Here is a 14224-nt window from a genome sequence, read left to right as displayed (position 1 = left end):
GTTCGTTCAGCGCCTCTTGCGCCGGTTTACGGCACAGTAGGCTCATGGGCAGGCCATTCTTTAAAAGTCCGAAGGACACAGGTCGGTCATCCGTGTGGGACCGGGTGGATGACCTGTTGCCGGGTGAAACAATATTAAGGGCCGGGATCCACTCGGCCTCTGTGCGAAGAGCAAAGCGGGACGTAAGGCACGATGACATTAGATCACTGGGGCGAGATCAAAGAGCGGCTTCTAAAGACCGTGGGGCAGAACAACTACACCACCTGGATTGAACCGCTTGTGCCCGGCGCCGTCGAAGACGGAATCGTGACACTCAAGGTGCCGACGAATTTCTTCGGCAACTACGTCAGCCAGAACTTCTCGGACCTGATTCTGCATGAGATCAACGCGACCGGCACCGATGCCACGCGCCTGAACTTTGCCCTGAATCAGCAGCCCACCCCTGCCGCCGAAAAGCCCGCCCCGGCTGCGCGTCAGACCTCGGCCGCCGCGAAACCTGCCGCCAATTCGCAGCTCAGCACCGCCCCGCTCGACCCGCGCTTCAGCTTTGACAATTTCGTCGTCGGCAAGCCCAACGAACTGGCCCATGCCGCCGCCCGCCGTGTCGCCGAAGGCGGCCCCGTGACCTTCAACCCGCTGTTCCTTTATGGGGGCGTCGGCCTTGGCAAGACCCACCTGATGCACGCGATTGCCCGCGAATTGCATGAGCGCAAGCCCGAGATGAACGTGCTCTACCTCTCGGCTGAGCAGTTTATGTACCGTTTCGTGCAGGCCCTGCGCGACCGCAAGATGATGGATTTCAAGGAAATCTTCCGCTCCGTAGACGTGCTGATGGTTGATGACGTGCAGTTCATCGCGGGCAAGGATTCCACGCAGGAAGAGTTCTTCCACACGTTCAACGCGCTCGTGGACCAGCACAAGCAGATCATCATCTCCGCCGACCGCGCCCCGGGTGAGATCAAGGATCTCGAAGACCGCGTGAAATCGCGCCTGCAATGCGGGTTGATCGTCGACCTGCACCCCACGGACTACGAGTTGCGCCTCGGCATTTTGCAAAGCAAGGTCGACGTGCAGCGCAAGACCTACCCCGACCTCGAAGTCGCCGACGGCGTGCTGGAATTCCTCGCGCATCGCATCACCTCGAACGTCCGTGTGCTCGAAGGTGCGCTGACTCGTCTCTTCGCCTTCGCCTCGCTGGTGGGCCGCGAGATCGACATGGGGCTGACGCAGGATTGTCTGGCCGACGTGCTGCGCGCCTCGGAGCGCAAGATCTCGGTCGAGGAAATTCAGCGCAAGGTTTCCGACCATTACAACATCCGCCTCAGCGACATGATCGGCCCCAAGCGCCTGCGCAGCTACGCCCGCCCGCGGCAGGTGGCGATGTATCTGTGCAAGCAGATGACCAGCCGCTCCCTGCCCGAGATCGGCCGCCGCTTTGGCGGGCGCGACCACACCACCGTCATGCATGGGGTGCGCCGGATCGAAGAGCTCAAGGTCTCGGACGGGCAGATCGCCGAGGATCTGGAACTGCTGCGCCGGGCGCTCGAATCCTAACCATAGCGGCCTGAGGGTTGTCCTCAGGACACGGTCAAACAGCGATCGGGGGCGCAGCTTGCGCCCCTCTTGCATTCACTTCAACAAAGCCACAAAAGTTCTTGTGTAAGCGTGGGAACCGGGTAGTTTGCCTCTCCCGGCAGTCGGTATGGGAGAAGGCATATGAAATTCAGCATCGAACGCGCGGCACTGCTCAAAGCCGTTTCGCAAGCCCAATCCGTGGTCGAGCGCCGCAACACCATTCCGATCCTCGCCAACGTGCTGATTGAGGCCGAGGGCAGCGATGTCTCCTTCCGCGCCACCGATCTGGATATCGAGGTGGTCGACAAGGTCGCCGCCCAAGTGGAGCGCGCAGGTGCCACCACCGTCTCGGCCACGCTGCTGCATGAAATCGTGCGCAAGCTGCCCGACGGCGCGCTGATCAGCCTCACCGCCGACACCGCCGCTGGCCGCCTGACGGTCGAAGCGGGCCGCTCCAACTTCTCGCTGGCCACCCTGCCGCGCGAGGATTTCCCGGTCATGGCGTCTTCGGAATATGCCTCGAACTTCTCGGCCCCGGCCCCGGTGCTGCGCCGCCTGTTTGACAAGTCGAAATTCGCCATCTCCACCGAGGAGACGCGCTATTACCTCAACGGGGTCTACCTGCATGTGGCGGATGCCGAAGGCGGCAAGGCCCTGCGCTGCGTGGCGACCGACGGTCACCGCCTGGCACGCATCGACGCCGAGATGCCCGAGGGCGCGTCTGAGATGCCCGGCGTGATCGTGCCCCGCAAGACCGTGGGCGAGCTGCGCAAATTGCTCGACGATGACGAGATGGAAATCGCGGTGTCCGTGTCCGAGACCAAGATCCGTTTCGCGACCCCCGCCATCACCCTGACCTCCAAGGTCATCGACGGTACCTTCCCCGACTACACCCGCGTGATTCCGCAGGGGAACACCCGCAAGATGGAAGTTGACGCTGCCGATTTTGCCCGCGCGGTGGACCGCGTGGCGACCGTCTCGTCCGAGCGCTCCCGCGCCGTGAAACTGCAACTCGACGAAGACCGCCTAGTGCTGTCGGTCAACGCGCCGGACAGCGGTGCGGCGGAAGAAGAGCTGGCCGTGGCCTATGGCGACGAGCGGCTCGAGATCGGCTTCAACGCGAAATACCTGCTGGAGATCGCAAGCCAAGTGGACCGCGAAAACGCCGTCTTCCTGTTCAACTCCTCGGGCGATCCGACCCTGATGCGCGAGGGCACCGATACCTCGGCGGTCTATGTCGTCATGCCGATGCGCGTGTGACGCTGGCGGAAATTTTCAAAATTTCCGCGCCGTTTTCTTTGAAAGAAAACGGGGTCTGAATGGCGCAGCTGTATCTTTCCGATCTCGGCCTCTCGCATTTCCGCTCGCACAAACGCGCGGTGATCGACGTCGACGCGCGCCCCGTGGCGCTCTACGGCCCCAACGGCGCGGGCAAGACCAATGTGATCGAGGCGATCTCGCTCCTATCGCCCGGACGCGGACTGCGGCGCAGCAGCGCGCAAGACATGACCCGCCGCCCCGAGGCTCTGGGATGGAAGATCACCGGGGTCTTGCACGGGCCAAGCGTATTCCACGAGGTCGAGATCTGGTCCGAAGGCGGCGCCGCCCGGCAGACCAAGATCGACGGCAAAGCTGCAGCCCAGACAGCGCTTGGCCGCATAGCCCGCGTGCTCTGGCTCATCCCCGCGATGGATCGGCTCTGGATCGAAGGCGCCGAGGGGCGTCGACGCTTTCTCGACCGGGTGACCCTGTCGATGCTGCCCGATCATGCTGAACTGTCGCTGAGCTATGAAAAGGCCATGCGCGAGCGCAACCGCCTGCTGAAGGACATGGTGCGCGAGCCCGCGTGGTACGCCGCCCTCGAAGATCGCATGGCCGAGACCGGGGCGCAGATCCATGCCAACCGGCAACAGGCCCTCACGGCCCTCGCGAGCGCGCAGGAGGAGGCGCAGACCGCCTTCCCCATCGCCACGCTGATGCTCCAAAACGACATGCCCGACAGTGCCGAGGGGCTGCGCCGGGCGCTGTCGGACAACCGGATGCGCGATGTCGCCGCCGGGCGAACTTTGATCGGCCCTCACCGCGCCGATCTGGAAGGCACCTATGCCGCCAAGGGCATCGCCGCGCGGGATTGCTCCACCGGGGAACAGAAGGCGCTGCTGGTCTCGCTCATCCTCGCCAATGCCCGCGCCATCGCCGCCGATTTCGGCGCGCCGCCGATCCTGCTACTGGACGAGGTGGCCGCGCATCTCGACGCGGGCCGCCGAGCGGCGCTTTACGACGAGATCACGGCGCTCGGCGCGCAGGCCTGGATGACGGGCACGGGGCCGGAGCTGTTCGACAGCCTTGGGGACCGCGCGCAATATGTGGAAGTGACCGAGGATGACGGCCTCTCGAATGTGGTGCGGCAGCCATGACGCTCTCGCCCACCGACCTGCTGCTTTACTGCGGCGCGCTGCTGATCCTCTTCCTCACCCCCGGCCCGGTCTGGCTGGCGATGATGGCCCGGGCGCTTTCGGGCGGGTTTCAGGCGGCGTGGCCGCTAGCGCTCGGCGTCGCGATCGGCGACATGCTCTGGCCGTTGGTGGCGATCTTGGGGATCACTTGGATCGTCTCGGCCTTCGACACGCTTATGGAGGTGCTGCGCTGGACCGCTGCACTGGTGTTCATCGCCATGGGGTTGAGCCTGATCCGGCAGGCGGGTGCGAAGATCGACCCCGACAGCCGCCTCACCCGCCCCGGCATGTGGCCCGGTTTCATCGCGGGGCTCATTGCGATCCTCGGCAATCCCAAGGCGGTGCTGTTCTACATGGGCGTGCTGCCCGGCTTTTTCGACCTGCGCGCGGTCACCGCCCCCGACATCGGGCTGATCCTCGCCGCCTCGGTCATCGTGCCGCTCGTCGGCAACCTCGTGATCGCCCTCCTAGTGGGCCATCTGCGCGGTTTTCTGACCGCCCCGCGCACCCTGCGGCGGATCAATCTGATCTCCGGCGCGATGCTGGTTTTCGTGGGCCTGATCATCCCCTTCGCCTAACACAAAATCTTGTGTCATTCGCGTGACAATGCCGGTCGAAAACACTATAAATCGGGCAAACGATAAGGGTTTTTTCCGCATGGCCGACACTGATCTGACACCACAGGAATACGGTGCCGATTCCATCAAGGTTCTCAAAGGGTTGGAGGCCGTTCGCAAACGCCCCGGCATGTATATCGGGGACACCGACGACGGCTCGGGCCTGCACCACATGGTCTATGAGGTCGTGGACAACGGCATCGACGAGGCGCTGGCCGGTCACGCCGATGCGGTGACGGTCACGATCCACGCGGATTCCAGCGTATCGGTCAGCGACAACGGCCGCGGCATCCCGGTGGGCATCCACGAGGAAGAGGGCGTCTCGGCGGCCGAGGTCATCATGACCCAGCTGCACGCGGGCGGGAAGTTCGACAGCAACTCCTACAAGGTCTCGGGCGGTCTGCACGGGGTCGGCGTCTCGGTCGTGAACGCGCTTTCGGACTGGCTGGAACTGCGCATTTGGCGCGAGGGCAAAGAACATATCGCTCGGTTTGAGGGCGGTTTCACCACCAAGCACCTCGAAGTCGTGGGCGAGACCGACCGCACCGGCACGGAAGTCCGCTTCATGGCCTCGACCGAGACCTTCTCGAACGTCGACTACAGCTTCGAGACGCTGGAAAAGCGGCTGCGCGAACTGGCCTTCTTGAACTCCGGCGTGCGCATCATCCTGACCGATGAACGCCCCGTCGAGCCGCTGCGCACCGAGCTTTTTTACGAAGGCGGGGTGAAGGAATTTGTCAAATACCTCGACCGGCACAAACACGCGGTCATGGACGAGCCGATCTTCATCACCGGCGAGCGGGACGACATCGGCATCGAGGTCGCTATGTGGTGGAACGACAGCTACCACGAGACGGTGCTGCCCTTCACCAACAACATCCCGCAGCGCGACGGCGGCACCCATATGGCGGGCTTCCGCGGCGCGCTGACGCGCACCATCAACGCCTATGCCCAGACCAGCGGCATCGCCAAGAAAGAGAAGATCAGCTTCACCGGCGACGACGCCCGCGAGGGTCTGACCTGCGTGCTGTCGGTGAAAGTGCCCGACCCGAAGTTCTCGTCACAGACCAAGGACAAGCTGGTTTCCTCCGAGGTGCGCCCGGCTGTCGAGGGTCTGATGAACGAACGCCTCGCCGAATGGTTCGAAGAGAACCCGAACGAGGCCAAGCAGATCGTCGGCAAGATCGTGGAGGCCGCACAGGCCCGCGAGGCGGCCCGCAAGGCGCGCGAGTTGACCCGGCGCAAGACGGCGATGGACGTGAACTTCCTCGCTGGCAAGCTCAAGGATTGCTCGGAGAAAGACCCGGCCAAGACCGAAGTCTTCCTCGTCGAGGGGGACAGCGCGGGCGGCTCGGCCCAGACCGGGCGCGACCGGCAGACACAAGCGATCCTGCCGCTGAAGGGTAAGATCCTTAACGTGGAACGCGCGCGTTTCGACCGGATGCTGGGCTCTCAGGAGATCGGCAACCTCGTCATGGCGCTCGGCACCGGGATCGGGCGCGACGAGTTCAACATCGACAAGCTGCGCTACCACAAGATCGTCATCATGACCGACGCCGACGTTGACGGCGCGCATATCCGGACGCTTTTGCTGACCTTCTTCTACCGCCAGATGCCCGAACTTATCGAGAACGGCCATCTCTACATCGCGCAGCCGCCGCTCTACAAAGTCTCGCGCGGCAAGTCCGAGGTCTACCTCAAGGATGAGGCCGCGATGGAGGACTACCTGATCCAGCAGGGTGTCGACGGCGCCATGCTGCGTCAGGGCAATGGCGAAGAGATCACCGGTCAGGACCTCACCCGCGTGGTCGACATGGCCCGCCAGTTGCGCCGCGTGCTGGAGGCCTTCCCCACCCATTACCCGCGCCACATCCTCGAACAGGCCGGCATTGCCGGTGCCTTCGTCGATGGCGCTGTGGACAGCGACCTGCAGGGCGTGGCCGACAAGGTCGCCGACCGTCTGAACCTGATCGCGCTGGAATATGAGCGCGGCTGGCAGGGCCGCATCACCCAAGACCACGGCATCCGCCTCGCCCGCATCTTGCGCGGCGTGGAAGAGGTACGCACCCTCGACGGCCGCATGCTGCGCTCGGGCGAGGCGAAGAAATCCGGCAGCTTCACCAAGCATTTGCAGGAGGTCTACGACCAACCCGCCAAGCTGATCCGCAAGGACCGCAGCCAGATGATCTATGGCCCCATGGACCTGCTCAACGCGATCCTTGCCGAGGGCGAGAAAGGCCTGTCGCTGCAGCGCTACAAGGGTCTGGGCGAGATGAACCCCGACCAGCTGTGGGAAACCACCCTCGATCCGGACGCGCGCACGCTGCTACAGGTCCGCGTGGAGGATATGGCCGAGGCGGACGATCTCTTCACCAAGCTGATGGGCGACGTGGTCGAGCCGCGCCGCGAGTTCATCCAGCAGAACGCGCTGAGCGTGGAGAATTTGGATTTTTGAGGCGGTGTAGAGGTGCGTGTAATCCTGCCCGCCCCCCATAGTATTGCACAAATTGCGCATAGATCTGCACGACCTTAGGTTTGCTTGGCCTGCGACGACATGGGTGAAGCAACAATTGCTCTTCAGGTTGCTTTTTTAAGCTAGGAGCGGCTTTCGGGCTCTAGGATCGCAAGAACTTAGGCCACGATGAGGTCTGCTGGGCGCCAAGGGCGGATAGTGTGCATTCACTGAAACTACGAGGTTGCCACGCGTCGATGGCGATAGCTGACATTCAAGCAACTGCGGAACAGATGTTTGTGCTGCGGTGCGAAAGGCGGCTTTGAGCCCAAACCGGACACTCACATCCCCTTTCGACGCCACAGCACGGCTTCACCAGATCGGCCATTCGTTAATTCCGCGACGCCGCGCGAGAAAAACCGATCGCCAAGGATTACGCTGCGTTCCCGCAAACACCCATACATTGCATGGATAGTTAAGCCGAAAGACGTGCGCATGCGGGCACCTGCCCTCCGAGTTGCGCCTCGCTAAACCGTGGCTTTTCCATCTGCGCACAGAGGTTGTGTGAAAACAACGGAATGTGCTGGCGGCGAAGTCTTGATATCGGAAACCCAGTCAAGACATGCGAGGGTCCGATGATATCAAACACAACCGCCAGCTACGGGCGCGTCGCCCGTTTTTTCCATTGGAGCATCGCGCTCCTGGTGCTGTCAGACATAGCACTTGGATTGATCGGGAAGTTCACGCCGCGTAGTGGCGATACCGTGGTCTTCCTTCGGCTGTTATATTCGTCTCATAAGACGATCGGCGTGACGATCTTGGCTTTGGCAGTATTGCGGGTCGGCTGGGCAATCTCGCAACCGCGTCCCGTGCCTCTCCATCCCGACCGGCGCCTCGAAACCTTCGCCGCGGACACGGCGCATTGGGTGCTCTACGCCGCCATTTTCGTGCTCCCGCTTTCCGGCTGGGTGATCCATTCGGCCGAAGTGGGATTTGCGCCAATCTGGTGGCCCTTCCCCCAAAGCTTGCCGTTTATTCCAAAATCGGAGCGCCTTGCCGGTGCGGCAGCCAATGTTCACTGGATTGCGGGGATCGTTTTGGCAACGATGGTCGCGGCGCATATCGGGGGCGCAATTAAACACGCGCTGATTGACCGCGATGGCACCTTGGCCCGCATGTGGAACGGACGGGCTGCCGGCAAGGCGGCCACTCACCCCGGCAAGACGGCCTCCGTTCTCGCCGCAATAGGGATCTGGACCTTTGCAATCGGCGGCGCCCTGACCGTGTTTGGCCCCGCTCACAACGTGGAAGCCGCGTCACAATTCCCTGCTAAACAGACCGAAGGATGGGTCGTGCAGGACGGCAGCCTGTCGATCACAATCAAGCAAATGAGGGCCGAGGTCACCGGCGGATTTGCCAATTGGCAGGCTGAGATCGAGTATGATGAAGTAACCCGAATAGGCGCCGTTAAGACGGTGATCGATATGACCTCCCTTACACTTGGGTCCGTGACGGACCAGGCGAAAGGCCCCGAGTTCTTCGATGTCGCCGCCCATGATACCGCCGTGTTTCAGGGCAACATCGTGCTAATCGGCGGACCGAAGCACCAAGCCTCCGGCTCCCTGACACTGGTCGGGCAGAGTGTTCCCGTCACGCTCGACTTCGATCTCGAGGTGACAGGACGCACGGCCAAAGCCTCGGGCGGCACGGTTCTGGACCGCCGTGACTTCGGCATGGGAATGGCCTATCCGGACGAAAGCTCTGTCGGGTTTGCTGTGGAGGTCCGGATAGAACTGGTGGCAACTAAGCCAGAATAGACCCTGCACCATCGAGACGAAAAAAGGGCCGCGCGAGGAATCGCGCGACCCTTGTGGTAAAGTATGAGGCTTCGATTATTTAGCGGGCACCATTGCTTCGATCGAGATATCGATCGCAACCTCATCCCCGACAAACGGGGCGAACTGGCCCATGTCGAAATCCGAGCGCAGCAGCTTCGTCGTCGCGTCAAACCCGGCCCAGGGCCGGTTTTCCATCGGATGATCGCCCAACTGGTTCAGTGTTGCGTCCAAGACGACGGACTTCGTGATGCCATTCATGGTCAGATCGCCGGTGATCTTGCCGGTCTCTTCGTCGGTTACTTCGATTGACGTCGAGGTGAATGTCACCAAGGGGTTCGCTTCGGCGCCGAAGAAATCTTCACTCAGAAAATGCGCTTCGCGGGCGGGCCAGCCGGTGATGAGGCTCTTGGCGGGAAATGAAACAGAGACGCTCGATGCTGCCGGGTCTTCTTGGTCCAGCTCTATACTGCCCTCGAACCCAGAGAACATGCCTGTGGTGGTCGAGAAACCCAAGTGATTATAGCTGAACACGATCTGACTATGGGAAGGATCGAGCACATAGGTCATCGTTTCAGCCTGCGCCGCAGTCGCGAGTGTTGCGCCCATTGCCGTCGTAAGAAGGAAGTTTTTCATCTGAATCTATTTCTCCGTTTGAGATGCATACGTTACGTCAGGTGCACCTAATTTAGACGCAAAAATACGCAACTCTCTACCTTCAAACACACTCTGTGCGTTATCGAACAGCGTGCGGAGTTTCTACCAGAAAGCGCGAAGATATCTGCCCAAAGAAGCCCTGAGTTCCATCTCGAAGACTTCGAATGGCGCCTCAAGCCGTAATCTCTCAGGTCTTTAATAGATTAAGCAATTACCCCTGGATGGTTGCACATTATCCCGATCCCGGCGTTGTTCCGCGGTCGGGTTGAAAGGCTGTTTGTGATAGAATGGCGATGAAGCGCATAGAGCGGCTCGCTTTGCCGCAAAGGCTATCGGGATTATATGGCCATCTCCTCTTTGCCGCGCTCAACAACATGCTAAAATGGAACCACCTTTTCAGGGTTCAACCAAATGCGCATTGCGTATTCGGTGCCAAAGACATTGATCGATCCCACGTCCTGGACCGCGACTGGTCTGAAGCCGGGCAGCGACGTGCCCGTCTCGAGGGGCGACCCTCTGGTGTGCCGGACAGTTCGAACCCCTCCACGTATTCGTCACGGTGACCGACGAGAAAGTGCTCAGGGCCGCTGAGTTAACGAACCCCAGTTGGACAGTGCGTTGGCAAGCATCAGATCGAGATGCGCACCGCCACTAATAATCGTTAAACAATGATAGTCTTGCACAGAATGCTTAAGGCCCCCCTTGAGAGAGACGAGCAGCCCCCACTGCCCGTCTTTCTCTTTTCTCACGTGCCCTTATTCAAGATCGCGGATGGTAATCGCCGGGTTCATCGGGAAGAAGTTATGCGGCATGATATGCACCGTCTTCCACTCCGTCGACATGACAGGCCAATCTTCCATGCGCGGCACATGGTGAAACCCTGCCGTGAACCACGTTACGATGTCCTGATCCTGTAGCGGCGCGTCTTCCTTGACCCACTGCGCCAGCGTGTCGGACCCATCGCTTTGCAACGCGAACTTGCCGCCTGCATAGCGTTCCTCAGGGTCATGCACCGTGTTCCATACCGAATTCTCGATATAGGCGTTGCGGATCATCGGGGGGTCGTTCTTAAAGTCGAATGGCCCGTATGCCACGCTGCCGTGGTGGATCATATAGCCCGGTTTATGCCCCAACGGCCCATTGCGGTCGGGGTTCTGCAGCATGAAGTAACGCGGCTTGAACGAGGATACCTGATAGGCCGCCTCAGCCTCGGACTTGGGCATGTTATGCTCGACCTTCCATAATGACCGGCGCGGGCTATCTTCGGCCACTTCGGCGGGCACGATGTCCATCGTCATGAATCGGTTTTTGGGCTGGTCAATGTCGAAGTCGAGGCGGAAGTTGAAGTAGTGGTCATGGTTCGCCGCCACCAAGTTGGGCGCAATAAGCGTGCCGTACTCCGTCTCTCGCGCCGCCGAAGGATCATCCATTGATGTCGCATCGGCGCCTTTCACACCATCCAGTCCTGTGGCACCAATCTTGATCTCCATTTGGCCGTTCTGCTTGAAACGGTAGTCGATCAGATAGTCGTAGTTCCCCACTTCTGAAGCAGTACGCACCACCAACTCGGTCTCGGGCCGACCCTCGGCGGGGGTGTATTGATCGGGGCCTTGGGCAAAGACCTCGAAATGTCGCCACGCCGGATCACCGATGTTGCGCTCAAAGATGCAGACCGCATCGGGGATTTCCAGCGGCTGACCGTCATCGCCCGCGATCATTGCTGGCAGGAAGGTCGCATAAGACGGGCAGTCGATCCCGGCCACCAGCGGGGTCAGGAACAGCCCGAAGCCATATTCCCCACTGTCCATATAGGTCCGCCAATAGAGCCCGGCGCTCGGGTCCATATAGGGAACAAAAACCTCGGACAGATGCGCTTGATAAAGCAGCGTGCGCCATTCCTCGCCATCCTTCACATCGATGTTCGACAGCACCGGACCGGGGCGTTTGTCGACCCGCAGGCGCATGCGCCACATGTCCCATTCCAGTGCGCCATCGGCATAGGTGAAATTCGGTCCGCCCTCTTGGGTCAGCACGGCGGGATTCGTCGCGGCGCGTTGTGGGGTCCGGGCCTCGATCTCCTCGCCCGTGTAGCCCCAGCCGTCTTCGGGGACCGCCACATTGCCCTCGTCAATCACACGCAGCGCCTTGCCGCTTTGCAGATCGACCACGGCGTAGATGTTCTCGATCGGTTTGGCATAGAAATTCGACCCTTCGGGCGAGACATAGCAAGGCACTTTCATCAACCGCGTGCCGTCGTCTTCGTCCGAAAAGAAATTGCCCGCAGTGAGCGGCAGGCAGAACACCTGATCCGGCGTCAGCCCCCGTTTCTCAAGCCCCGCGATCATGTCGGGATGCTCTAGCGCGGCGGTCATAGCGTTGGCGAACTCGTTGAAGAGGATCATCGGCTGCCCCTCGGTGGGCGCGCTGCTCTCGATCTCTCCGGTGGTGAGGTTCACAATGGTTTCAACAAAACCGCTGTTGTCAGTGTTGGACATATGCACCATCGCGCGACGGTCGAGCATGTCACCCTCGCTCCACGCCAGCACATCGGCCTTGGGCGGCTCGATCAATTCGATCAGCGGATAGAGCGTGTCATCCCCCGCCAGATCGCCTGCGCGCAGGATTTCGTTGATCTTTTGGTATTCCTCACCGGAAAAACCATCGAGCGGATGCGCGAATGACGCCCCACCGGTCAGCGCAAGGGCCGCGGCCCCGCCGAGTAGAGTTTTACGTAACATGCTTTCTCCCTTCATGTTTTTCTTGAAGGTGCCCGCCATGGCGGACACCGAATGATCGCCCTCGCCTCCCAGCGTCAGGCGAAAATCACCTGAATGTCGGTATATTCCTTCAGCCCCTCTTCGCCGAACTCGACGCCGAAGCCTGACTTCTTGACGCCCCCGAAGGGCGCGTTGGGTTGGATCATGCCATGGCTGTTGATCCAGACCGAGCCGCATTCCATCCGTTTTGCCACCTCCTTGGCCGCCGCCCTATCAGACGACCAGACAGAGCCACCAAGGCCCACGTCCAGCGCATTGGCCTGCGCCAGCGCATCGTCGAGGTCACTATAACGAATGATCGGCAGCGCGGGGCCGAATTGCTCTTCGTAGACCAACGGGTCATCGGCGCTCATCCCGGTAATGATCGTCGGTGGGAAGAAGAGCCCCTCGCCCGGTTCGCCGCCCAGCAGAACTTGCCCGCGTTCCTTGGCCTGCGCCACCAGCTTCGCCACCTTGTCGAACTGCATCTGGTTCTGGACGGGGCCAAGGACGCTGTCCTCCTGCGTGCCTTCGCCCACTTTGATGTTGCGTGCATAGGCGACCAGTGCGTCACAGACCGCGTCGTGGATATCGTCGTGCACATAAAGCCGTTTCATCGCGGCGCAGGTTTGGCCGTTGTTAATGAAGGCTCCCCAGAACAGCCCTTCGGCAATCGCCTGTGGATCGGCATCGGGCAACACGATGCCCGCGTCATTGCCGCCCATCTCAAGGGTCAGACGCTTCATCGTCTCAGCGCTGGATTGCATGACCTTCTGACCCGTCCCGCAGGAACCGGTAAAGACGATCTTGGCTATGTCCGGGTGCGCGGACATCGCCGCGCCCATGTTGAATGCGCCATCAGCGGCGCTGACGGAATTGACCACGCCTGCTGGCAGTACTTCGTTCATCAACTCAATCATGCGTAGGGACGCGATCGGGGTCATCGGGGATGGTTTGCTGACCACCGTATTGCCGCTACGCAGCGCGGGCAGAATGTGCCAGACCGCGATCAGCACGGGGAAGTTCCACGGGGTGATCGACCCCACCACCCCAAGCGGCTTGCGGTACATCTCGACCCGCCCCTCCGGCGTGTCTTGCAGAACTTCCATCGGCAGCGAGAGCCCCGCGGTATAGCGCGCCCAAGCGACAGCGCCGCCCAGTTCCCATTGCGATCCGATGCCGCCCAACGGCTTGCCTTGCTCGGCGGTGACAAGCTGGGCCAACTCCTCCGCATGGGCTTCGATCTTATCGGCCACGGCTGTGCAAGCGGCGGCGCGTTCTTCGTCGGATGTGGCTGACCACGCGGGGAAAGCCGCCTTTGCCGCGGCGACTGCGCGGTCCAATTCTGCCTGTCCGACATCCGGCGCCGTGCCTGCTTGGCCCCCCGTGCCGGGATTGGCCACGGGGAAACGCGCGCCCGTCTCAACCCGTGTACCGGCCGCGATCAGGCCGATGCTATCGATGGTGTCTTTCATGATGTCCTCCGTCATCCCGTTCCGGCACCGTGCCGAAACGCCTCCTCTGGTCAGAGGTTAAGCGCGGATTCGACGGGCATCTTGGGATAACGCGACAGCCCTATTGGACGATCGCGCCACCGTCGCGGACTTCTGCGACAACGGCGCCGGGCGTCATTCCATAGCGCTGCCGGAAGGCGCGGTAGAAATGCGAAAGATCGTTAAAGCCGCAGCGATAGGCGCAGTCGGTGACAGAGACCTCTTTGCCCCCGCGGCGAGAGAGTTCTGCATGCGCTTGTGTCAAACGCAGTTGCAGCAGACGTTGACCCGGCGTTTCGCCCAAGGTGTTGATTGTCACTGAGAACTGACCCGGTAGCCCCATAAATTGTCACTGAGAATTGACCCATGTGAACACACTTCCC

At 61.2% G+C, this 14224-nt stretch carries 10 protein-coding genes; 6 read left to right on the top strand and 4 right to left on the bottom strand.

Annotated elements, in window-relative coordinates; genetic code table 11:
- Positions 1-192 precede the first annotated feature (192 nt).
- From dnaA to ACGYK4_RS11180, 6 genes are all read left to right on the top strand, one after another.
- Positions 193-1554, top strand: a complete 1362-nt coding sequence (gene dnaA / locus ACGYK4_RS11205) for a chromosomal replication initiator protein DnaA (RefSeq protein ID WP_136720544.1) — start codon at positions 193-195, stop codon at positions 1552-1554.
- Positions 1555-1716: 162 nt separating this feature from the next.
- A complete protein-coding gene (gene dnaN / locus ACGYK4_RS11200; protein ID WP_209216850.1) occupies positions 1717-2835 on the top strand; it encodes a DNA polymerase III subunit beta in 1119 nt (372 codons plus the stop codon).
- Positions 2836-2894: 59 nt separating this feature from the next.
- Complete coding sequence (gene recF, locus ACGYK4_RS11195; RefSeq protein WP_394456559.1) at positions 2895-3992, top strand: DNA replication/repair protein RecF; 1098 nt, start codon at positions 2895-2897, stop codon at positions 3990-3992.
- Positions 3989-4609, top strand: coding sequence for a LysE family translocator (locus tag ACGYK4_RS11190; protein ID WP_394411808.1), 621 nt, complete (start codon positions 3989-3991; stop codon positions 4607-4609). The genes recF and ACGYK4_RS11190 overlap by 4 nt, the downstream gene beginning before the upstream one ends.
- 79 nt (positions 4610-4688) lie before the next feature.
- Positions 4689-7103, top strand: a complete 2415-nt coding sequence (gyrB, locus tag ACGYK4_RS11185) for a DNA topoisomerase (ATP-hydrolyzing) subunit B (protein WP_394456557.1) — start codon at positions 4689-4691, stop codon at positions 7101-7103.
- Positions 7104-7735: 632 nt separating this feature from the next.
- A complete protein-coding gene (locus ACGYK4_RS11180; protein ID WP_394456555.1) occupies positions 7736-8917 on the top strand; it encodes a cytochrome b/b6 domain-containing protein in 1182 nt (393 codons plus the stop codon).
- Positions 8918-8992: 75 nt separating this feature from the next.
- Here the strand turns inward: ACGYK4_RS11180 and ACGYK4_RS11175 are convergent, their stop codons facing one another.
- From ACGYK4_RS11175 to ACGYK4_RS11160, 4 genes are all read right to left on the bottom strand, one after another.
- Positions 8993-9571 carry a YceI family protein gene (locus ACGYK4_RS11175; RefSeq protein ID WP_067628442.1) on the bottom strand — a complete coding sequence of 193 codons (579 nt, stop codon included), beginning with the start codon at positions 9569-9571 and terminating at the stop codon, positions 8993-8995.
- Between the two features lie 776 nt (positions 9572-10347).
- On the bottom strand, positions 10348-12330 hold the full coding sequence (locus ACGYK4_RS11170; RefSeq protein WP_394456553.1) for a tyramine oxidase: 1983 nt from the start codon (positions 12328-12330) through the stop codon (positions 10348-10350).
- A 74-nt stretch (positions 12331-12404) separates the two neighbouring features.
- Positions 12405-13823 (bottom strand): aldehyde dehydrogenase family protein, encoded by a 1419-nt coding sequence (locus ACGYK4_RS11165; protein ID WP_394456551.1) that lies wholly within the window; start codon positions 13821-13823, stop codon positions 12405-12407.
- Between the two features lie 100 nt (positions 13824-13923).
- The gene (locus ACGYK4_RS11160; protein WP_394456549.1) at positions 13924-14160 is read right to left on the bottom strand and encodes a helix-turn-helix transcriptional regulator; all 237 of its coding nucleotides are present in this window, start codon (positions 14158-14160) and stop codon (positions 13924-13926) included.
- Positions 14161-14224 lie beyond the last annotated feature (64 nt).

It is taken from the genome of Sulfitobacter sp. 1A13368 (genome assembly GCF_043557275.1).
Lineage (GTDB): Bacteria > Pseudomonadota > Alphaproteobacteria > Rhodobacterales > Rhodobacteraceae > Sulfitobacter > Sulfitobacter faviae.
The sequence above is the reverse complement of the archived record's forward strand: the minus strand, read 5'-3'. Positions and strand labels throughout refer to the sequence as shown.